This window comes from Pedobacter lithocola (assembly GCF_042650845.1).
Classification (GTDB): domain Bacteria; phylum Bacteroidota; class Bacteroidia; order Sphingobacteriales; family Sphingobacteriaceae; genus Pedobacter; species Pedobacter lithocola.
Genome location: NZ_JBHSBW010000016.1, coordinates 391,365 through 411,596 on the forward strand (window position 1 = coordinate 391,365; position 20,232 = coordinate 411,596).

The 20,232-nt window shown below is 35.4% G+C and carries 18 protein-coding genes; 12 read left to right on the top strand and 6 right to left on the bottom strand.

What is annotated here, in order from left to right; all coding sequences use genetic code 11:
* Positions 1-45 precede the first annotated feature (45 nt).
* Positions 46-3,072 (bottom strand): glycosyltransferase family 117 protein, encoded by a 3,027-nt coding sequence (locus ACFOWA_RS19770; RefSeq protein WP_378988653.1) that lies wholly within the window; start codon positions 3,070-3,072, stop codon positions 46-48.
* Between the two features lie 353 nt (positions 3,073-3,425).
* Here ACFOWA_RS19770 and ACFOWA_RS19775 point away from each other — a divergent pair, with 353 nt between their 5' ends.
* The 3 genes from ACFOWA_RS19775 (at position 3,426) to pth (ending at position 5,901) form a co-directional block, all read left to right on the top strand.
* Entirely contained in the window at positions 3,426-4,367 is a 942-nt protein-coding gene (locus ACFOWA_RS19775; RefSeq protein WP_123207246.1) for a ribose-phosphate pyrophosphokinase, read from the top strand.
* A 147-nt stretch (positions 4,368-4,514) separates the two neighbouring features.
* Positions 4,515-5,099: a 50S ribosomal protein L25/general stress protein Ctc gene (locus ACFOWA_RS19780; protein ID WP_378988655.1), complete on the top strand. Its 585-nt coding sequence runs from the start codon at positions 4,515-4,517 to the stop codon at positions 5,097-5,099.
* 241 nt (positions 5,100-5,340) lie between these two features.
* Positions 5,341-5,901: an aminoacyl-tRNA hydrolase gene (gene pth / locus ACFOWA_RS19785; protein ID WP_378988657.1), complete on the top strand. Its 561-nt coding sequence runs from the start codon at positions 5,341-5,343 to the stop codon at positions 5,899-5,901.
* Between the two features lie 124 nt (positions 5,902-6,025).
* On the opposite strand, the gene ACFOWA_RS19790 is transcribed toward pth, so the two are convergent.
* Both ACFOWA_RS19790 and ACFOWA_RS19795 read right to left on the bottom strand, forming a co-directional pair.
* The gene (locus ACFOWA_RS19790) at positions 6,026-6,691 is read right to left on the bottom strand and encodes a tetratricopeptide repeat protein (RefSeq protein ID WP_378988658.1); all 666 of its coding nucleotides are present in this window, start codon (positions 6,689-6,691) and stop codon (positions 6,026-6,028) included.
* A 122-nt stretch (positions 6,692-6,813) separates the two neighbouring features.
* On the bottom strand, positions 6,814-7,266 hold the full coding sequence (locus ACFOWA_RS19795; protein WP_378988660.1) for a hypothetical protein: 453 nt from the start codon (positions 7,264-7,266) through the stop codon (positions 6,814-6,816).
* Between the two features lie 43 nt (positions 7,267-7,309).
* Between ACFOWA_RS19795 and recF the strand changes: the two genes are divergently transcribed.
* Together recF and ACFOWA_RS19805 are read left to right on the top strand one after the other, a co-directional pair.
* Positions 7,310-8,413: a DNA replication/repair protein RecF gene (gene recF / locus ACFOWA_RS19800; protein ID WP_378988935.1), complete on the top strand. Its 1,104-nt coding sequence runs from the start codon at positions 7,310-7,312 to the stop codon at positions 8,411-8,413.
* Positions 8,406-8,696, top strand: coding sequence for a DUF721 domain-containing protein (locus tag ACFOWA_RS19805; RefSeq protein WP_378988662.1), 291 nt, complete (start codon positions 8,406-8,408; stop codon positions 8,694-8,696). The genes recF and ACFOWA_RS19805 overlap by 8 nt, the downstream gene beginning before the upstream one ends.
* 50 nt (positions 8,697-8,746) lie before the next feature.
* Here ACFOWA_RS19805 and ACFOWA_RS19810 read toward each other — a convergent pair whose 3' ends face one another.
* From ACFOWA_RS19810 to ACFOWA_RS19820, 3 genes are all read right to left on the bottom strand, one after another.
* Positions 8,747-8,926 (bottom strand): hypothetical protein, encoded by a 180-nt coding sequence (locus tag ACFOWA_RS19810; RefSeq protein WP_208646881.1) that lies wholly within the window; start codon positions 8,924-8,926, stop codon positions 8,747-8,749.
* A gap of 57 nt (positions 8,927-8,983) precedes the next feature.
* Complete coding sequence (locus ACFOWA_RS19815; RefSeq protein ID WP_378988664.1) at positions 8,984-9,712, bottom strand: FKBP-type peptidyl-prolyl cis-trans isomerase; 729 nt, start codon at positions 9,710-9,712, stop codon at positions 8,984-8,986.
* A gap of 128 nt (positions 9,713-9,840) precedes the next feature.
* A complete protein-coding gene (locus ACFOWA_RS19820) occupies positions 9,841-10,260 on the bottom strand; it encodes a nucleoside-diphosphate kinase (RefSeq protein ID WP_378988666.1) in 420 nt (139 codons plus the stop codon).
* Between the two features lie 413 nt (positions 10,261-10,673).
* Between ACFOWA_RS19820 and ACFOWA_RS19825 the strand changes: the two genes are divergently transcribed.
* The 7 genes from ACFOWA_RS19825 (at position 10,674) to ACFOWA_RS19855 (ending at position 20,001) form a co-directional block, all read left to right on the top strand.
* On the top strand, positions 10,674-13,070 hold the full coding sequence (locus tag ACFOWA_RS19825; protein ID WP_378988668.1) for a TonB-dependent siderophore receptor: 2,397 nt from the start codon (positions 10,674-10,676) through the stop codon (positions 13,068-13,070).
* 148 nt (positions 13,071-13,218) lie between these two features.
* Complete coding sequence (locus tag ACFOWA_RS19830; protein WP_378988670.1) at positions 13,219-14,229, top strand: DHH family phosphoesterase; 1,011 nt, start codon at positions 13,219-13,221, stop codon at positions 14,227-14,229.
* A 58-nt stretch (positions 14,230-14,287) separates the two neighbouring features.
* Complete coding sequence (locus ACFOWA_RS19835; protein ID WP_378988672.1) at positions 14,288-15,283, top strand: FKBP-type peptidyl-prolyl cis-trans isomerase; 996 nt, start codon at positions 14,288-14,290, stop codon at positions 15,281-15,283.
* Between the two features lie 99 nt (positions 15,284-15,382).
* Positions 15,383-16,150, top strand: coding sequence for a TatD family hydrolase (locus tag ACFOWA_RS19840; protein ID WP_378988674.1), 768 nt, complete (start codon positions 15,383-15,385; stop codon positions 16,148-16,150).
* A gap of 98 nt (positions 16,151-16,248) precedes the next feature.
* Positions 16,249-17,274, top strand: a complete 1,026-nt coding sequence (locus ACFOWA_RS19845; protein WP_378988676.1) for an asparaginase — start codon at positions 16,249-16,251, stop codon at positions 17,272-17,274.
* Between the two features lie 170 nt (positions 17,275-17,444).
* A complete protein-coding gene (locus ACFOWA_RS19850) occupies positions 17,445-18,857 on the top strand; it encodes an MBL fold metallo-hydrolase (RefSeq protein ID WP_378988678.1) in 1,413 nt (470 codons plus the stop codon).
* Positions 18,858-19,032: 175 nt separating this feature from the next.
* Positions 19,033-20,001: a YpdA family putative bacillithiol disulfide reductase gene (locus ACFOWA_RS19855; RefSeq protein WP_378988680.1), complete on the top strand. Its 969-nt coding sequence runs from the start codon at positions 19,033-19,035 to the stop codon at positions 19,999-20,001.
* Positions 20,002-20,232: the final 231 nt, after the last annotated feature.

Genomic DNA, 20,232 nt, shown 5'->3' on the forward strand with positions numbered 1-20,232 from the left:
AGATTGGCATACTTTACGGGTTTCGATTTAGAATAAATTAGGAGCTTAGCTACCAAAATATGGGCTAAACCTATTAGCAAACAAACTGTATTGTTTTTCAAGTGTACTGCTTAAATCATTTTGCTTATAAGCTTGCGTTAGCTTCACCATTTGGTCAAGGTATGTCATATAAACCTGGATTTCTCTTTCTGATGAAAGCTGGTTTTTACTTTCACAAACATCAGCCAGGTGCGTTAACTCTTTGTTCATGTAATCAGCCGATTTATTTATAAAAGCATTTGCCCTGTTTAAATCATTTAAACGATAAAGGTTTTCAGTAAAATAAAATGAGCTCATCACATGGCGCATACTGTAAAATTTAAGCGGCATCACTTCATAATATTTGTTAACTGCTGCCTTGCCCTCAGTGATTTTGCCTTCATTAATCAATTCGCCAATTAAACCGTTAAACATGTTCGAAAACATAGTTACATCATCTGCCGATTGCCTGTCTAAATGATTAGCATATTTAATGTTACCCCATTTAAACGTATTCATCATATTATTATAAAAAGGTTTTACATTAACTCTTTCATACATTTCAGTTTTGACGGTATCGGGTTTTAATGGAAGTAGCCTTAATGTTAAGCCTTCAGTATATAGATATTTATCTAGGCCCACATATTGTTCATCAGGCATCGCACCTGAAAAATATATCGGTCTCTTCCAATTGTTATGGGTTAAAATATCGAGCAGTGCCAAAGTGCCTTTACTAACATAATCTGAATTATACGTCCATTCCATGCTACTCGCAATTTTTCCGGCATCTTCAAGCGGAACTGTTCCTGTATCTATTACATCCTTGGAGTTAATGCTTAGTTTAAAGTTTTTTGTTGGCAGGATATTGGATTTTGAACCATCTTGCAGTGTAATTTTATCTTCATCATTATCAGATAGCAATACCTCCATAATTTGTTTTAGCTCAATGCTTCGGGCAATCTTAAAATCTTGGTAATACATTACATCTCTTGTGCCTTCGGCATATTGGGCTGGTTTCATGGAAATTGGAAGCGGAGCCGATTGATTTTGTTTCCTTTTCATACCATCTATATACCAGTCGGCCGTAAACAGACTCAAATTTACAACCCTTACATCGGGACGAATATTTTCCACTTCCTGAGCATACCAAACCGGAAAAGTATCATTATCTCCATAGGTAAATAGTATTGCATTAGGCGCACAAGATTTTAAGTAATTAACGGAAATATCTCTCGCCAAATGACTTTCTGAACGGTTATGATCATCCCATCCTTGGCTTGCCATTAATATTGGAGCTGCAAATAAGGCAATTGAGGATGCTAAAATTGCTGACTTAGCCGGCGTAAATGTTTTAAATACCCATTCTTTTAAGCCAATTACACTTAATCCAATCCAGATGGCAAAAGCATAAAAGGAACCAACGTATGCATAATCTCTTTCACGTGGCTCTATAGGTACTGAATTTAAGTAAAGTACAATCGCAACGCCTGTAAAAAAGAAAAGTAGAGCGATTACGGCGGCATGGTTTTTATTTCTTTTGAAATGCCAAACTGCACCAATTAAACCCAAAATTAGAGGTAAGAAGAAAAAGCGATTGTAAGCTTTATTATCTACTATTGAAGGAGGTAGATTTTTCTGATCACCGAGGCGGATGGCATCTACAGGTTTTATGCCGCTTAGCCAGCCGCCGCCGTTTTCGCCTAACTGTCCATCCTGATTATTTTGCCTACCCACAAAATTCCACATAAAATACCTCATGTACATATGCCCTGCCTGGAAGGAAAACATGTATTTTATATTATCGAGCAAAGTTGGCTTGTGGATGTCATCAAAACCCATCCAATCTTTATAAAACTTAATATGCTCGGGCTTATCGCTGTACATTCTCGGTAAAAGCGTTTTCTTGTCATAAACATAATCCGATTTAGTACCAGCTGATTCGTATTTAACTTCGCCCTTTCTGTAAAGGTTTCCCGTTTGTTTAATATCTATTTTATCAGCATTATAGTTTTGCCCATAAAGCAATGGCCTTTCACCATATTGCGCCCTGTTAACATAATTTAAAAATGTAAAGGCATTTTCGGGGTTTGTATTATTTAAATTGGGTTTTGCCTTTGCTCTGATTATCAGCATGGAAAAGGAACTGTAGCCGAACATAATTAGCATGGTAGAAACTAAAGCAAGATTTAAGGTTTGCTTCTTTTGAAGGATAGAATATCTTATTGCCAAGGTTAAGCCACTAATTAGTAGAATAGCAAAGCATAAAACACCTGTTCCAAAATTCAATCCAAATGTATTTACAAAGAAATAATCGAACCATGCTGCGGTTGATACCATATATTGAATAACGCAAAATTGGACAAATGCCAAAATCAAAATAGAAACAAAAAATGTTTTTATAATCCCTTTATTGGAAGGTTGTGGCGTTTTGCAGAAGTAATAAACAAAAACAACGGCAGGAATAACCAGGAGGTTTAGTAAATGTACCCCAATTGATAAGCCGATGATATACGCCACAAACGCAAGCCATCGGTCAGCCCTTGGCTTATCAGCCTGGGCTTCCCATTTTAAAATTCCCCACAAGGCAATTGCTGTGCATAAAGATGACATGGCGTAAACCTCGGCCTCTACTGCCGAAAACCAGAAACTATCAGAAAATGCATAAGCCAAAGCACCAACAAGGCCTGCGCCGATTATAGTTATGGTTTTAGCTTTTGTAATTTCTTCTTTTACTTTTATCATAGTTCTTTTTGCTAGGGCAGTTATTGTCCAGAATAAAAACAAAATTGTAGCCGCACTTGCTAGGGCAGAAGCGATATTCATACAATAAGCGACTTTGGTTTTATCGCTAAATGCAAAAGAAGAAAATACCCGTTGAATCATTGAAACCAATGGTGCTCCAGGTTGATGAACAACTTCCAAACGGAAAGCAGAAGCTATAAATTCGCCACAATCCCAAAAACTTGCAGATTGATCTAATGTTAAAATGTAAGTTACAGCGGCAATTAAAAAACACAGCCAACCGGTTAAGTTGTTGATTTTTGAATAGGTCATAGTTAGTTTAGTAATTGATATTAAAAGGGTTATAGGTTTTAACCTATAAAGTCGTATTTGAATGCTAAACGTTGCATCGAAATAGAAAAATCTTGAATCTTTTTAAAGAGAAAGAAATTTTAATTTTTTTTAAAATCGCTCTTGCATATTTAAAATATGCTGCCTACATTTGCATTCCCTTTCGGGGATATATCCTCGATAAGTAGTTTGTCCGATAGTATAAGGGTAGTACGACAGTTTTTGGTACTGTTTGTCTTGGTTCGAATCCAGGTCGGACAACAAAATTTAGCATCGGATCGTGTATTTCAAAATGCATGATCCGATTTTTTTTTACAGTAAACTACACACGGATCATGCCATTGCAGTTTAATCAAGTAAAGCTATTTTCTGGAACAGGTTCCAGAGGATTATCACTTAAAATTGCCGAAAGTTACGGCAAGGCTTTAGGTGATGTAACCATTCACAAATTTAGTGATGGTGAGTTTCAGCCCTCATTTGATGAATCTATTCGTGGTTGCGATGTTTTCTTAATCCAATCTACTTATCAGCCCAGCGATAATTTAATGGAACTTTTGCTAATGGTTGATGCCGCTAAAAGAGCATCGGCACATTATATTACCGCAGTAGTTCCTTATTATGGTTTAGCCCGTCAAGATAGAAAGGATAAACCTCGTGTTGCAATAGGTGCTAAATTGGTTGCTAATTTATTAAAATCTGCAGGCATCCACCGCATTATGACGATGGATTTGCATGCAGCACAAATACAAGGATTTTTTGATATCCCGGTAGATCACTTAGATGGCTCGGTTATATTTGTTCCTTACATTAAAAGCTTAGGCTTACAAAATTTAACAATAGCATCACCAGATATGGGTGGTTCTTACAGGGCTCGAACCTTTGCTAAATTTTTTAATGCAGAAGTTATTATATGCGATAAGCGTCGTAAACGTGCTAATGAAATCGAATCAATGTCGATTATTGGTGATGTTACCGGTCAAGATGTTGTATTGATTGATGATATATGTGATACAGCAGGAACCTTATCTAAAGCTGCGGCTTTGATTATGGAGAATGGTGCAGCAAGTGTTAGAGCGGTTTGTACGCATGCAGTTTTATCGGGTAAAGCAATAGAAACGGTAGAAAATTCTGTTTTATCAGAATTGATTGTTACGGATACTATTCCTTTAAAAATGGAAAGTCCGAAAATTAGGCAGCTGAGTACAGCAAGTTTATTTGCAAGAGCGATAGCAAACGTAAATGAACATGGTTCAATCAGCGACCTGTTTAAAGTTTAGGATGAAAGGTTTATGTTTAAAGGCTTAAGGTCTTTATACTCAACACTGGTTATTAATAAGTAAATTTGAGGTGTAAGGTAGATGGTTTAAGGCTTAAGGTCTTTATACTCGATACTAAATACTAAATACTAATAAATAAATATAAAAATGAAAACAATCGCAATTAGCGGTTCTCCAAGAGAGAACGTAGGGAAACGCGATGCCAAGGAACTTCGTTACGAAGGTAAAGTTCCAGCGGTATTGTACGGTGGCAAAGAACAACATCATTTAGCTGTAGTTATTGCCGATTTAAAAGATGTAATTTATACTGCTGAAGCAAACTTCGTAGAGATAGATGTTAACGGTACAAAAACTAAAGCAATCGTTAAAGACACACAATTCCATCCATTAACTGATATTTTAATGCACATCGATTTTCTTCAATTATTTGATGATAAAGAAATCGTTATGGAAATCCCTGTTAAATTAACAGGAACTTCTCCAGGTGTTAAAATGGGTGGTAAAATGGTTCAAAAATTACGTAAGCTTCGTGTTAAATCATTGCCTGCTGATATGCCTCAATCGGTTGAAGTAAGCATCGACAAATTAGAAGTTGGTGGTTTAGTTCGCGTTCGTGATATTAAAGCAGACCAATATGCAATTACTAACACTCCTGAGGATACAATCGTATCAGTAGGTATGTCTAGAGCATTAAAACAAGCAGAAACTGAAGCTGCAAAAGGTAAAAAATAATTAGGATTTACAACTAATTATAGGATTAAGTGGTGCAAATATTTGCACCGCTTTTTTTTATACCAGGATTTTTAGGATTTAAGGATTTTCAAGATGAGCTCGTATATGCGGCATATAAGAATCTCAGGCCTAATCTTCCACCCTCAGTCTTATCATCAATCTCATCCTCAAACTTAGCCTCACCCTCGATCTTTCCTCATTTATCTTTTGTCTTTCAGCTTTAAGCTTTTACCTTTGCCGCATGAAATATCTTATCGTTGGCTTAGGAAATATTGGACCAGAATATGCACACACCCGTCATAACATTGGTTTTGATATTGCCGATGAATTGGTGAAAAGTTTAGATGGAAGTTTTGAAAACATTCGTTTGGCTTATTATTCTGAAGTGACTTTTAAAGGCAGAAAGCTTCATGTGATTAAACCTACAACTTTTATGAATTTAAGCGGTAAGGCAGTTAATTACTGGATGAAAGAACTTAAAATTGCTCCAGAAAATGTTGTGGTAATTGTAGATGATTTGGCGCTTCCCTTAGGAAAGCTGCGATTAAAGTTACAAGGAAGCAGCGCCGGGCACAATGGTTTAAAAAGTATTGAAGAAGTTTGTGGCGGACAAAATTACGCCCGATTGCGATTTGGTATAGGCAGCGATTATCCTAAAGGTCGGCAGGTTGATTTTGTGCTCGGATTATTTGATAAAACGGAACAATTAGAACTTCCTGCATTAATCGATAAAAGTGTAGAACTTATCAAAAGTTATGTAACTGTTGGGCCTGCTCATACGATGACTGCCTTTAATAAATAGACGATAATATTCAGCTATTCACAATTGCGTTATCTCCATTTCTTTAAAACAGATAAATACGTTTGGATAGAAACAAAAAAAGACCATCTTTCGATAGTCTTTTTTAATATTATGTATTTCAAAATTACTTAACTTGTTCTTGTGCTCTTGCAATATAAGCATCAACCAATTGTGCCTCCTGGCTTTCTGGATATTGCGTTTTAATTTTAGTATAAGCATCAACAGCACCTTTAAAATCTTTCAAATTTTCGTTTACTAAACCTAATTTCTTTAAAAACATAGGCGATGTAAATTTGCTTGATTTATCTGCGGCTTTTTTGTAATAAGTAGAAGCTTGTTTGTAATCTTTCAATTCACTGTAGGCATCACCTAACAAACCTAAAGCTAAAGGATCAGCAACCGGACTACCAGTAGCGCTATATTTGCTTAACGCATCAATTGCTTGTTTGTATTCGCCTTTGCGTAAATAAATACCACCTAAATATAAATTAGCCAAGTTAGCCGATTTTGTATTATCGTAATCTTTAGCAATTTGTTCTAAACCTGGGTAGCCACCTTCGCCTTTAATCGCTCTATTAGATAAAGAATCTACACCAATTAGTTGCTCTGCTTTAAACATTTTGCTTGCAGCTTCCTGAGCACGATCCTTTAAGTAAACGTTCTGGTACCAGAAGTACACACCAATTAAAACAATTACTGCACCTGCAATAAATAACAAGCTTTTGCTATTTTCCTGTAAAAAAGAACCTTTTCTAATAGGTTGTGTTGTCTGAGTATCTGTTGTAGACATGTTTGTTTAAAAAATTTAAGATTGCAAAAATACGTTTTTCAATCAAACTATCAACCTTTATTTTTAGTATTTAATTAAACTATAGTTATTTAGGAATCGATAATAAGTATGTAGTACCAAACTTATCGAAGTAAGCTTATTAAGGTATTAAACCAGGTTTTGTTATCACTAAAAATACCTGTGTAATTAATTACCAAATAAATGGTTTGACTTTCAGAATTGCTGATGATTGATTTTATTCGAATAGGTTGCCAAAATGTACCGAAATTTTTAACGGATGAGGCCGGAAATAAATCATCAAAACCCATATACACTTCTTCTATATGCGATAAAGGAAGTTCTAATTGCTCATCGCCAGTAATGTATATGCCATTAGAAGCTAATAAAATATTCCCTTCGTGGTTGTGCAGCGGTTTTAAAAATGAAAACATACCTGCGAATTTTTCTACCCAGCCAGAATTTCTTCCTTCAGTAAGTTCATAGTCGTAAGACCAAAGAACATTTCCTTCTAACATTTTTTGTGCAACCATAATAATATTGTTCCTTGCGATGAATGTAAGCTTTATTTTTAACATTGAACATTTGAAGGCTAAAAAATCGGTAAATTGCACCATATTTATGTGGTTAAAAAACATTACCCTTCTTAATTTTAAAAACTACAGCGATGCCGGCATCAGCTTTTCTGAAACCGTAAACGTTTTTACTGGTAATAATGGTTCGGGAAAAACCAATATGCTCGATGCCATTCACTATTTGTGCTTGTGTAAAAGTTATTTTAATCCGATTGATGGCCAGCAAATAAAAACTGGTGAAGATGTTTTTATGATTCAAGGTGATTTTGACCGGAATTTAAAGAATGAAAAAATTAGCTGTGGTGTAAAACGAAATCAGAAAAAGCAGTTTAAAAGAAATAAAAAAGAGTACGACAAACTTGCTGATCATATTGGTTTATTTCCTGTAGTTATGGTTTCACCTTATGATGTAAATCTAATTATGGAAGGTAGTGAGGAGCGCCGTAAATTTATTGATAATGTGATTTCTCAAACCGATGCTCATTATCTCGACCAACTAATTACCTATAACCGTATTCTTGCCAATAGAAACGCTTTCCTTAAACAAATTGCAATAACGAAACGCTACGATGCAACTTTGCTTCAAATATTGGATGAACAACTAATTCATGCTGGCAACAAAATATTTGCCATTCGTAAAGCATTTATGGATGAATTTATTCCGCTCTTTAATCATTATTACAGTTACATCACTGATAATAATGAAACTGTAGCACTAAATTATCAATCGCAATTAAGCGAAACTTCTTTCGAAGATTTGCTTGTAAAATCCGTAGAGAAGGATAGAGTTTTAGAGCGCACTACAACTGGCATTCATAAAGATGAACTTGCTTTTGTAATAACAGAAATGCCGCTCAAGAAATTTGGTTCTCAAGGTCAGCAGAAATCTTTTTTAATTGCACTTAAGCTTGCTCAATACGCCTATCTAGCTAAAATAAAAGGTTTTAAGCCATTACTTTTATTAGATGATATTTTTGATAAATTGGATGATAATCGGGTGCAAAAATTGATGCAAATGGTTTCTCATCACGATTTCGGACAAATCTTTATTACCGACACTGGAATAGAAAGGGTAAAATCTATTTTTAAAAAGATAGAAGTTGATGTAACTTTATTTGAAGTAACTAACGGACAAATTCGAAATGCGTAAACCCAACGATGTAACTTTAAAAGATGCCATAACCAAAATGCTTGATGTGTATCGTTTGCGCCGCAAATTTGACGAAACATCGATACTAGCTATTTGGCCAGAAATAATGGGAACTGCTATTGCCAACAGAACTAAACAGATTTATATCCACGATAAAAAGTTGTTCATCCGGATAGAATCATCAGTAATAAAAAATGAATTGGTAATGGTAAGAGACGGGATAATACAAAAACTAAATGCTCATGCAGGCAGTCAGGTAATTACCGAATTGGTTTTTCTTTAGGTAAAGGTTGAAGATTTTGTCCTCAACCTTTTTTTAAATATCTATATCAGTTATCCTTTACTACCGCCACCAAATACTTTCGCAAGTATCCAAATTAGCAGGGCTACAACAATAACAACTACAATTACGCCCGACCAAACGCCAGCTTTAAATATACCACCTATAAGTTCGCAACTGCTAAGGGTGCTGCATAAAAATGCAATTAGTACTAAAGGGAATGTTCTTTTCATGATGTTAATTTTTGTTTTACCTAACATCAGAAACCGAAATAATGTTTTAACAGATTGCTATTTCCCGTTAACTTTTAACAATTCAATTTCAAATATTAATGTGCTGTAAGGAGGAATGTCTGGTCCGTAACCACGTTCTCCATAACCTAAATTGTAAGGAACAAAGAATTTATACTTCGAACCTGCCGTCATTAATTGAACCCCTTCTGTCCAGCCTTTAATTACTTGGTTTAGCATAAACGTAATCGGTTCGCCGCGGTCGTAAGAGCTATCAAATTGCTTTCCGTTTAATAAGCTACCTTTGTAATGCACCAATACAGAATCAGTAGCCGAAGTCGGTTTTGCACCTGTTCCCGCGGTTAAAACTTCATATTGTAATCCGCTTGCGGTAGTTTTAACACCTGCTCGTGTTTTATTTTGCTCTAAAAAAGTTTTGCTTTCATTAATTTGTGCTGCAAATTTTCCTTTATTGGCACTAGCCATAATTGCACTAATACATTCTTGAGCCTGCGCTTGGCTTAACAGTAATTTATTGCCGGTAAAAGCATCTTTTAAGCCTTTAAGCAAAACATCATAATTCATAGTTGATAAACCAGTTGTTTTTAAACTCGAACCTATGGATGTGCCAAACGCGTAACTGGCTGAATCTAGCGCAGTTTTTAAAGCCAGCGGGGCAATTGCTGGTTTAGCCGTAGCTATTGGTTTTTTAGCAATTGGCTTTTTGGTTTGTGCAGAAGATGAAATGGCGATACTGGAAATTAATATCGCGAAGAAAATTTTTTTCATTGGTGTAATTTTGATGTTCTTAACCTTTTAAGGTTTTATAATTGAATAAATGGAGCGAAAGATACAAACTCTTTTAAACAATAAAACCCCGAATTTTCGGGGTTTTATTAGAAATTTTTTAAGCGAACTTAGAAACGTTCGTCAGCTTTGAAGAAAAAGTTTCCTTCGATTTCTGCATTTTCATCAGAATCTGAACCATGAACTGCATTCGCATCGATAGATTTAGCATATTTCTGGCGGATTGTTCCTTCTGCCGCTTCAGCAGGGTTAGTTGCGCCAATTAATTTTCTGAAATCTTCAATTGCATTATCTTTTTCTAAGATAGCTGCTACAATTGGTCCTGACGACATGAAGCTAACTAAATCTTTATAAAAAGGGCGTTCTGCATGAACTGCGTAAAATTCACCAGCAGTTTCATCCGTTAGCTTAGTATATTTTAATGCTACGATTTTAAAACCTGCATTTGTAATGTCGTTTAAGATAGATCCGATGTGGCCGTTAGCTACTGCATCTGGCTTAATCATGGTAAAAGTTCTGTTAGTGCTCATTGTGCTTTAATATCAATTAATTTTTGCAAAAGTACGTTTTAATTGGCTAAAGCGAAATGTTTATTAAATCTTAGATTATCCCACTCTATAAACCTTTTGATTAAAGCATGCCTTTGCTTTTCATATTATAAATAGGTAGTTATCGCCCATGCTATCCCCATCTCCAGGTTGCAGTGGAATGTTTAATTTCTCTTAAGAAGTATAACTGGAAACCATTCCTTTTAATTCCTTGTCATCGGGGTAGATAAAGCACCTACTTAAAATGTATTATGAAACCTCTGAACCATTTTAAAAAGTGGCTTTCGGCTAATTAGGCTGCGTTTGCAATTTTTATTTAAATTAATTCTAAATAAATTTGCGTTTTTAACTTCTCACACTATCTTTGCGGCTGTTTAGAATCAATCCAAATAATCATGTATAAAAACTTTACTTTCGTTTTAAATTTCATAGCAATTTTTATGCTCTTCGGCATAAATGCAGTCGCCCAGAATAAAACTGGTGTAATTAGTGGTCAGGTTAAAACCAGCGATGGTAAACCTGCAGCATTTGTTAGTGTTGGATTAAAGAATACCACCAAAACGACTCAAACAGATGAATCAGGAACTTTTGTGATAAAAAATGTTTTGGCTGGAGATTATGTGATTAAAATCTCAGCGGTGGGTGTTAAAGCTCAACAAAAAGAAATATCAGTTAAAGCAGGCGAAACAACAACTACAGAATTTTCCATTGCCGAATCGGCGTCACAATTGGATGAAGTTGCAATTAATGGTTACAAAACACCAAATAAAAAGCCGATTAATTTAGGCAAGATTGCAATTGCACCTAAAGATTTGCCTCAATCCGTTCAAATCGTAGGTGCCCAAGTTATCAGAGATCAACAAGCAAATACTTTGGGGGATGTAATGAAAAACATTAATGGTGTTGCATTAGGAGCCAATAGAGGTTCGGTTGGAGAAAATTTCTTTGCAAGAGGTTACAGTCTTGGTGCCAACAACGTGTTCAAAAACGGTGCAAGAACAACTATTGGTGGAAGTCCTGAAGCCAGTACTTTAGAATCGGTTGAAGTTTTAAAAGGTAGCGCTGCATTATTATATGGTGGTGTTAGTGGCGGTGCAGTTGTGAATATGGTTACCAAAAAACCAAAATTTGAGTATGGTGGCGAAGTTTCTATGCGTGTTGGCAGTTACGATTTGTATAAGCCTATTGTAGATTTTTATGGTCCAATTTCTAAGAAAATTGCTTTTAGAGTGATTGGCACTTACGAATCAGCTGGAAGTTACAGAGATAATGTTGAATCGAAAAGATTTTACGTAAATCCATCTTTACTTTATAAAATGAATGATAATACAGAAATCATTGTTCAGGGAGATTATTTAAAAAGCGATTTTACCCCTGATTTTGGTATCGGCACTGTCGGTAATAAACTGTCTCCACTTGGTAGAAATGTTTTTGTAGATACCGATTGGGCATATAATAAAACCAATACAGCAACAGCACAAGCCGTTTTAAACCACAAGTTTAATGAAGATTGGAAATTAAATGTAATTGCTGCGGTACAGTCTTACAACAGAGATTATTTTTCAGCCGAGCGACCTGCAGCCAATGCAGCCGGTATATGGAATAGAGCCTTAACACGTTCTGATATCGAAGAGTTTACTTTTAATCAGCAAATTAATTTAACAGGTAATTTTAATACGGTAGGCATTAAACATACATTATTGATTGGTGCAGATGCTGATCAAGCTAAAACTAAAACTGGTGGATTTGCATCAACAAATGTTTTACCAACCACAGCACCTACATATTATGATAGTGTAAACTTGTTAGACCCATCTTCATTCAATAAGCCTAGTAATTTTAATATGCCAAATACTACTTTGCTTACCAATACAAATGCCACGGTGTTTAGAATGGGCGGTTTTGTGCAAGATTTAATTTCTTTAACCGAACAATTTAAGGTTTTGGCTGGTGTGCGTTGGTCGTTCCAGAAAACGCCGACAACAACTATAAATAATGTTGCCAGTGGTTTGGATGCCAAAGGTACGGCTGCCGACAAAATAGATAAAGCATTCTCACCAAAATTTGGCTTAATCTATCAACCGCTTACAACAACCTCAATTTATGCTAGTTATTCAAATAACTTTACCTCAAATACAGGGATAGACATTGCAACAAATGGTCCGATGGGTCCTTCAATTATCGACCAATATGAAGCAGGAATTAAAAATGATTTCCTAAAAGGGAAACTTACTGCAAACCTAACTGTGTATAAAATTAAGAACGACAAATTTGCGCAAACCGCACTTGCCGACCCAACAAAGCGTGAATTTTCGGGTGCAACCGCTAGTGATGGTTTAGAAATCGATTTATCTGGTGTGATTGTGCGTGGCTTAAATTTTCTTGCAGGTTATAGCTATAATTATATGCGTTACACATCTACTTTGGCTGTAACTGGTATTGTAGAAGGTGAGCGTGTTGTAGGAACTACCAAAAATACAGCAAATGGAACTTTATTTTACACTTTCCAGGATGGTAGCATTAAAGGATTAAAATTAGGTACTTCTGTATTTTACACAGGTGATAGAAACGGTGGAAGAAACACAACTAAAAACAATTCATCAACAGGTATTATTCCATTAACCGCATTTACTACTGTTGATTTTTCAGCAGGTTATACTTGGAAGAAATTGTCTTTATTGGCTAAATTATCAAACATAACAAACGAATTAAATTATTTTGTTCATGAGAATTATAGCGTAAATCCAATTCCACCACGCCAGTTTGTTACTACTTTATCTTATAAATTCTAATAACTCGTAATGCAACAAGGAATTAGGTTAGTCTGTAAACAGGCTAACCTTTTTTATTTTAAAATAGATGTGATATCGAGATCAACGATTAAAGCATTAAATAAGAACAACTAAAGGTAAAATTACTTAGCTTTGCATCGCAAAAATTATGCTTACATTAACAGAATTAAAGTCCTTATTGGCTACGCCACAAAAAATTGTAATTACTACACATCATAAACCTGATGGAGATGCAATGGGCTCATCATTGGGCTTATATGGATACTTAATTCAAAAAGGTCATCACGTAACTGTGGTTACACCTACCGATTATCCTATTTTTTTACATTGGATGCCTAACAATAGTGATGTTGTAATCTTTACCGATGAAAAAGAAAAAGCAGCTAAGTTGGTTGAAGAAGCAGCTCTGATTTTCTGTTGCGATTTTAATACGTTAAGTCGCATTAATGAGTTGGGCGAATTGGTTAGAGCGGCAAGTGCAAAAAAGGTAATGATAGACCACCATTTGGAGCCAGAAGATTTTAATGATTACCGCCATTGGGATATTAATGCATGTGCTGCAGCTCAATTAGTTTACGATTTTATTGTAAACCAGTTAGAAGATGAAAAGGGCATAAATAAAGATGTTGCAACCTGTTTATACACAGGGATTATGACAGATTCTGCATCTTTCCGTTTTCCTTTAGCCACATCAAATGTTTATCGTATTGCAGCAAATTTAATCGATTTGGGTGCAGAACATTGGAAAATCCATCAGTTGGTTTACGATAATGCAAGTGAAGACCGTTTACGCTTTCTAGGCTATTGTTTATCAAATAAACTTGAAGTTTTGCACGAGTTTAATACCGCAGTTATTACAGTTACTAAGGATGAACTTGCAAAATACAACAGTACGACTGGCGATACAGAAGGTGTTGTAAATTATGCCTTATCCATAAATGGTATTCGTTTAGCGGCTTTAATTATCGAAAGAACAGATAAGGTTAAACTTTCTTTACGTTCTACAGGTGATTTCCCTGCAAATGAAATTTGTAAGAAATATTTTAGTGGTGGTGGACATCGAAACGCAGCTGGTGGCGCATCAGATAAATCATTAACAGAAGTTATAGGTGAGTTTAAATCAATATTACCAGAATATAAAAATCAATTAATTGCATAAATAAATAATGAAACCTGCAAAGCAAGCTTCATAACCGATAAAAATCAATAAATAAATAATGAAAAAAGGAATAATTATTCTATTCGCAGCAACGTTAGGTTTAGCTGCTTGTAACAATTACAAAAAAGGTGAAGGAGATTTGCAATACAAAATCCTTAAAGATGAAGGTAAAGAAAAAATCAAAGAAGGTGATTTTGTTAAATTAAACGGTATTCAAACCGTTGAAAGCAACACCAACGCCGATTCTACATTGGTGAATACTTACGATAACGAACGTCCTGCTTTTTTCCCAATTAGCAAATCGATGTTTAAAGGCGATTTAGTTTCTGCTTTGAAAATGTTAGGTGAAGGCGATAGCGCTTCATTCAAGTTGAATTTAGATTCGATGGCTAAATACTCAGGCCAACCAAAACCTGCAGGTTTAAAAACTAATTATGCAACTTTTACGGTTAAAATTGAAAAAGTTTTACATAAAACTGCTAACGAAGCGGATTCTACTTTCGAGAAAAAGAAAAGAGAATTTTTTGAATCGGAATACAAAGGTTTAATTGCTAAAAACAAAGCAAACGAAGCTTCTAAAATTAAAAAATATATCGATGATAATAAATTAGAGGTTAAATCTACAGCATCAGGTTTGCAATACATTATTGAAAAACCGGGTAATGCAGAAAGAGCGGCTTTAACTGATACCGTTATGGTTGATTACACTGGTCAGTTTACCAATAAAAAAGGTGATGGCAAAATCAATGTTTTCGATACATCAAACGAAAAAATTGCTAAAGAAGCAGGTATTCATTCTCCAATGGCTCAATATACAGCTCGTCCTTTAGTGTTAAATCAATTGGCCCCAGGTTTTATCGAAGGTGTTCAATTAATTGGTGTTGGTGGTAAAGTTAAAATCATTATCCCATCTAAATTAGGTTACGGCGAAAACGGTGGTGGTCCAATAAACCCTTTCACTCCATTGGTTTTCGATATCGAAATCAAATCAATTAAAAAAGGAAGTGCAGCACCTGTTGCAGCTCAACCAATGATGCCAACTCCGGCTCAATAAGTTAAAATATTTAATAGATGTAAAGCCCTGAAACGCTAAGTTTCGGGGCTTTGTGTTTTCATGCTTTTTGCTTTAGCCTTTCTTATCTATCTTTACCAAATGATTCTTACCGATACCCACACCCACATATATTACGAACAGGATGCTGAAAAACAAGAACAATTGATTCAGCGTTGCTTCGAAAATGATGTTAATCGATTGTTTTTACCAAATGTAGATGTGGCTTCTATCGCTATGATAGATAATTTAGTAGCAAAATATCCTGAAAATTGTTTTGCTATGGCTGGTTTGCATCCCTGTGATGTTAAAGAGGATTATCAGCATCAACTGGATATCATTCACAAAAGTATTGCTGATAGAAAAGTTTATGCGATAGGAGAGATTGGCATTGATTTATATTGGGATAAAACCACTTTAGCTTTTCAGCAGGATGCCTTTCGTAAACAAATTAATTGGGCTAAAGCTTTAAATCTGCCGATTGTAATTCATTGCCGTGAAGCATTCGACGAAGTTTTTGAAATTTTGGAAAGTGAAAAGGATGATAAATTGAGAGGCATTTTTCATTGTTTTACCGGAAATGAAGCGCAAGCCAAACAGGCTATTGCTTTAAATTTCTACTTAGGAATTGGTGGTGTGGTTACCTACAAAAAAGCAGGATTAGATGCAGTTTTAGCACAAATCCCTTTATCTAATCTGGTTTTGGAAACGGATTCACCATACTTAGCCCCAGTTCCATTTAGAGGCAAACCCAATGAAAGCAGTTATTTGATTTATATTGTCCAAAAGTTAGCAGATATTTACGATGTTTCTGTTGAAGATGTTGCGAAGGTAACTACCGAAAACTCGAAGAAAATTTTTGGTGTTTAAGTTTTTCCAATTATTAACCCTTTTTATTTCGTGATAAAACAAGCTTCAAAATAGAATCTTTTTACGTTCTTTTGCGATGAGCAACTTTACCAAACCAAATGAATAATATTTTAATAATTTACACCGGTGGCACCATCGGGATGATAAACGACCCCGAAAACGGGATGCTGGTTCCTTTTAATTTTGAGCAGATTAAAGAAAATGTACCTGAATTAAATCGTTTAAATTATCATTTAGATGTTCATTCTTTTAATCCGGTTTTAGATTCTTCGAACATGGATCCTGAGATTTGGAAAACATTGGCAGAACTGGTTTATAAAAATTATGATTTGTATGATGGTTTTGTAATTCTCCATGGTTCTGATACGATGGCATTTACTGCATCGGCATTAAGTTTTATGTTAGAGAATTTGAGTAAACCTGTTGTTTTAACGGGTTCGCAATTGCCAATTGGCGAAATCAGAACAGATGCAAAGGAAAATCTGATTACAGCTTTAGAAATTGCTGCTACAAAAGAAGATGGTAAAGCTTTAGTGCCAGAGGTTTGTATATATTTCGATTCACAATTGTTTCGTGGAAATCGATCTATAAAATATAACAGCGAAAAGTTTGAAGCTTTCCGTTCACCAAATTATCCAATATTGGCTGAGGCTGGCGTACATCTTCAATTTTATAAAAATTACATTTTACCGGCTCCCGATGAAGCCTTGATTTTAAGAACAAATTTTAACTCCAACATCGGGGTTTTAAAACTTTATCCCGGCATTACAATTCAAGCCGTTCAAGCCATAACAGATTCGAAAGTTGATGCCATAATTTTAGAAACATTTGGCTCGGGCAATACCACAACGGCTCAATGGTTTTTAGATAGTTTACGGCAAGCAATTTTAAATGGTAAAATCATTATCGATATTTCTCAATGCAAAAAGGGTTCCGTTCAGTTAGGTCGTTATGAAACAAGTCGCGAATTACAAAAAATGGGTATTTTAAGTGGTTTCGACCTTACTTTCGAAGCCACCGTAACTAAATTAATGTTTGTTATGGGTTTAGGTTTACCGATAACCGAAAGTCGGGTTTTGATGGAAGAATCTATCCGTGGTGAATTGACAAACGAAACAGCTTAATCTGGAATTTCCCGCACATCTGTAAAAGTAAAACTTGTGCAATTATGATGTATGCGATTCGTGTTCTAAGTAATTAGCCTTATTTTTGCTAATAAAGGTTAATGGAATATAGTTTTAGGGCGTAAGGTTTTAATCTCTAATCTCATATCTCAATACTTAAATCTTATATAATGAAAATAGAACAGATATACACCGGTTGCTTGGCTGAAGCCGCATATTACATTGAAAGTAATGGCGAGGCTGCAATTATAGATCCGCTAAGAGAGGTTTCAACGTATTTAAAAAAGGCTGAAAAGGCAGGTGCTACCATTAAGTATATTTTCGAAACACATTTTCATGCAGATTTTGTATCAGGTCATGTAGATTTAGCCGAAAAATCTGGTGCTGAAATCATTTATGGTCCTACAGCTAAAACAGAATTCAAATCGCACATTGCCAAAGATGGCGAACAATTTGAAATTGGTGCGTTAACCATAACCGCATTACATACTCCCGGCCATACCTTAGAATCAACTACCTATTTGTTAACTGATGAGAACGGTAAAGATCACTGTATTTTTAGTGGTGATACCCTTTTTATTGGAGATGTTGGTCGCCCGGATTTAGCACAAAAAGGGCAACTTACCATGGAGGATTTAGCAGGAATGCTTTACGATTCGTTAAACGAAAAGATTAAACCTTTGGCTGATGATGTGATTGTTTATCCTGCTCATGGTGCAGGCTCTGCATGCGGAAAAAGTATGAGCAAGGAAACTTTTGATACTTTAGGGCATCAAAAACAAGTAAATTATGCCTTAAAGGCGCAATCTAAAGAACAGTTTATAGCTGAAGTTACGGATGGGATTTTGCCTCCACCACAATATTTTGCTAAAAATGCGGCCATTAATAAAGGTGGTGTAGAAAGTATTGATGATGTTTTTGAAAAGGGTATGATTGCCTTATCTGCTCAAGAATTTGAAGATATGGCAAATCAAACTGGTGCCGTTATGCTGGATACGAGAGATCCTCAGGTTTTTGCAAAAGGCTTTATTCCAAACGCTATAAACATTGGCTTAAACGGACAATTTGCACCTTGGGTTGGCGCTTTAATAACCGATTTAAAACAACCAATTCTGCTAATAACCGACGAAGGTAAGGAACAAGAAACGATTACCAGATTAACCCGCGTGGGTTACGACAGTACAATTGGATACCTCGATGGCGGTTTTGAAAACTGGATTAAAGCAGAAAAGGAAGTAGATACTATAGAATCCGTTTCTGCCGATGCTTTTGAGAAGGCTGCAAATGAAAGTGATATTATTGCATTGGATGTTCGCAAACCTGGAGAGTATGAATCTGAACATTTGGATTTTACCTTAAGTCGCCCGTTGGATTTTATTAATGACTGGACGAGTGAAATTCATCCTGAGAAAACATATTATATCCATTGCGCAGGTGGTTATCGCTCGATGATTGCCGCTTCAATTTTGAAAGCAAGAGGAGTAGAGCATGTAATTGATGTTGCAGGTGGTTATGCGGCAATTAAAAATACTGGTTTAAAAACCACCGATTTTGCCTGTCCTACTAAAGCAATGAAAGTATAGGTTCTCGTTATTTCATGGCATTATGCAATCTTAATGTAGTTGCAAAATCTTATCAACCTACATAGAAGGATTGCTCTTGCCACTCCATAACGAGGCTGTTAATTATAATTAGAATAAAGATTTTTATACAAAAACTTAGATGATTTTACATGTCCAAGTTGGTAAATATTTATAAATGTCAGAAAATCAAAATCATTACGATGTATTAATTATTGGTGCTGGTCCAATCGGTATGGCTTGCGCCATCGAAGCCAAAAAAGCGAACCTGAGCTACGTAATTATAGAGAAGGGTGTTTTGGTAAACAGCCTTTTTAATTACCCGGTGTTTATGAAATTCTTTTCTACTTCACAAAAGCTAGAAATAGGTGGAGTGCCTTTCGTAACCATTAATCCTAAGCCTAACAGAAATGAAGCAGTAGAATATTATCGCCGTGTTGCAGAGACATTTGCTTTAAACATACATCTTTTTGAAAGCGTTAAACAAGTAATAAAAAACAAGCAAAATGCTTTCGAAATTAGTACATCTAAAACAAATTATACAGCCAAAAATGTCATTGTAGCCACAGGTTTTTATGATGTGCCATTATTAATGAACGTTCCTGGTGAGGATTTGCCAAAAGTTACCCATTATTATAAAGACCCTCATTTATATGCTTTTCAAAATGTTGTGGTGGTTGGAGCAAACAATTCTGGAGTTGATGCTGCCTTAGAAACTTACCGAAAAGGTGCAAATGTTACCATGATTATCAGAAGTGGAGAACTTGGTCCACATGTTAAATATTGGGTTCGTCCTGACATCCAGAATCGAATCAAAGAAGGAGATGTTAAAGCATTTTTTGATTCAGAATTGGTTGAAATCAGAGCAAACGAAGTTGATGTAAAAACGCCTGAAGGTTTAATCACTATTCCTAACGATTTTGTAATCGCAATGACTGGTTATCAGCCAGATTTTTCTATGTTGCGAAAATTTGGTATCGAATTGCCCGAAAGTTTGTGTCCGGTTTATAACGAAGAAACTATGGAGACCAATGTGAAAGGTTTGTATTTAGCTGGTGTTGTTTGTGGCGGCTTAGATACACATAAACTTTTCATCGAAAATTCGCGTGTTCATGCAGAAATAATTGTGAAAAATATAGTTGGCTAGAAATAAAACCAAGCATTATTTTTTCTAAGGATAAAAAGAACAAAACCTTTATACAGTCCGTTGTGTAAAATTCTTAAATGATTTTCTCTGGGCATTGGGTTGAAATTAATGTTAAGATTTAGGCGATTTTGTAGAATCTCAGCAAGTTTTTTAGCATCATTTTCATTCGTTATCCCTCTGTGCCAACAGTGAGATAAACCTGTGTTTCTTTTGCTAAAGTTTGCTGTAAAA

Coding starts and splice junctions, on each gene's coding strand:
- ACFOWA_RS19780 (WP_378988655.1), top strand. CDS start 4,515: ATGAAAACAATCGCAATTAGCGGTTCTCCAAGAGAGAACGTAGGGAAA.
- ACFOWA_RS19790 (WP_378988658.1), bottom strand. CDS start 6,691: ATGTCTACAACAGATACTCAGACAACACAACCTATTAGAAAAGGTTCT.
- ACFOWA_RS19840 (WP_378988674.1), top strand. CDS start 15,383: ATGATTCTTACCGATACCCACACCCACATATATTACGAACAGGATGCT.
- recF (WP_378988935.1), top strand. CDS start 7,310: ATGTGGTTAAAAAACATTACCCTTCTTAATTTTAAAAACTACAGCGAT.
- ACFOWA_RS19805 (WP_378988662.1), top strand. CDS start 8,406: ATGCGTAAACCCAACGATGTAACTTTAAAAGATGCCATAACCAAAATG.
- ACFOWA_RS19845 (WP_378988676.1), top strand. CDS start 16,249: ATGAATAATATTTTAATAATTTACACCGGTGGCACCATCGGGATGATA.
- ACFOWA_RS19825 (WP_378988668.1), top strand. CDS start 10,674: ATGTATAAAAACTTTACTTTCGTTTTAAATTTCATAGCAATTTTTATG.
- ACFOWA_RS19850 (WP_378988678.1), top strand. CDS start 17,445: ATGAAAATAGAACAGATATACACCGGTTGCTTGGCTGAAGCCGCATAT.
- pth (WP_378988657.1), top strand. CDS start 5,341: ATGAAATATCTTATCGTTGGCTTAGGAAATATTGGACCAGAATATGCA.
- ACFOWA_RS19770 (WP_378988653.1), bottom strand. CDS start 3,072: ATGACCTATTCAAAAATCAACAACTTAACCGGTTGGCTGTGTTTTTTA.
- ACFOWA_RS19820 (WP_378988666.1), bottom strand. CDS start 10,260: ATGAGCACTAACAGAACTTTTACCATGATTAAGCCAGATGCAGTAGCT.
- ACFOWA_RS19815 (WP_378988664.1), bottom strand. CDS start 9,712: ATGAAAAAAATTTTCTTCGCGATATTAATTTCCAGTATCGCCATTTCA.
- ACFOWA_RS19775 (WP_123207246.1), top strand. CDS start 3,426: ATGCCATTGCAGTTTAATCAAGTAAAGCTATTTTCTGGAACAGGTTCC.
- ACFOWA_RS19835 (WP_378988672.1), top strand. CDS start 14,288: ATGAAAAAAGGAATAATTATTCTATTCGCAGCAACGTTAGGTTTAGCT.
- ACFOWA_RS19795 (WP_378988660.1), bottom strand. CDS start 7,266: ATGTTAAAAATAAAGCTTACATTCATCGCAAGGAACAATATTATTATG.
- ACFOWA_RS19810 (WP_208646881.1), bottom strand. CDS start 8,926: ATGAAAAGAACATTCCCTTTAGTACTAATTGCATTTTTATGCAGCACC.
- ACFOWA_RS19830 (WP_378988670.1), top strand. CDS start 13,219: ATGCTTACATTAACAGAATTAAAGTCCTTATTGGCTACGCCACAAAAA.
- ACFOWA_RS19855 (WP_378988680.1), top strand. CDS start 19,033: ATGTCAGAAAATCAAAATCATTACGATGTATTAATTATTGGTGCTGGT.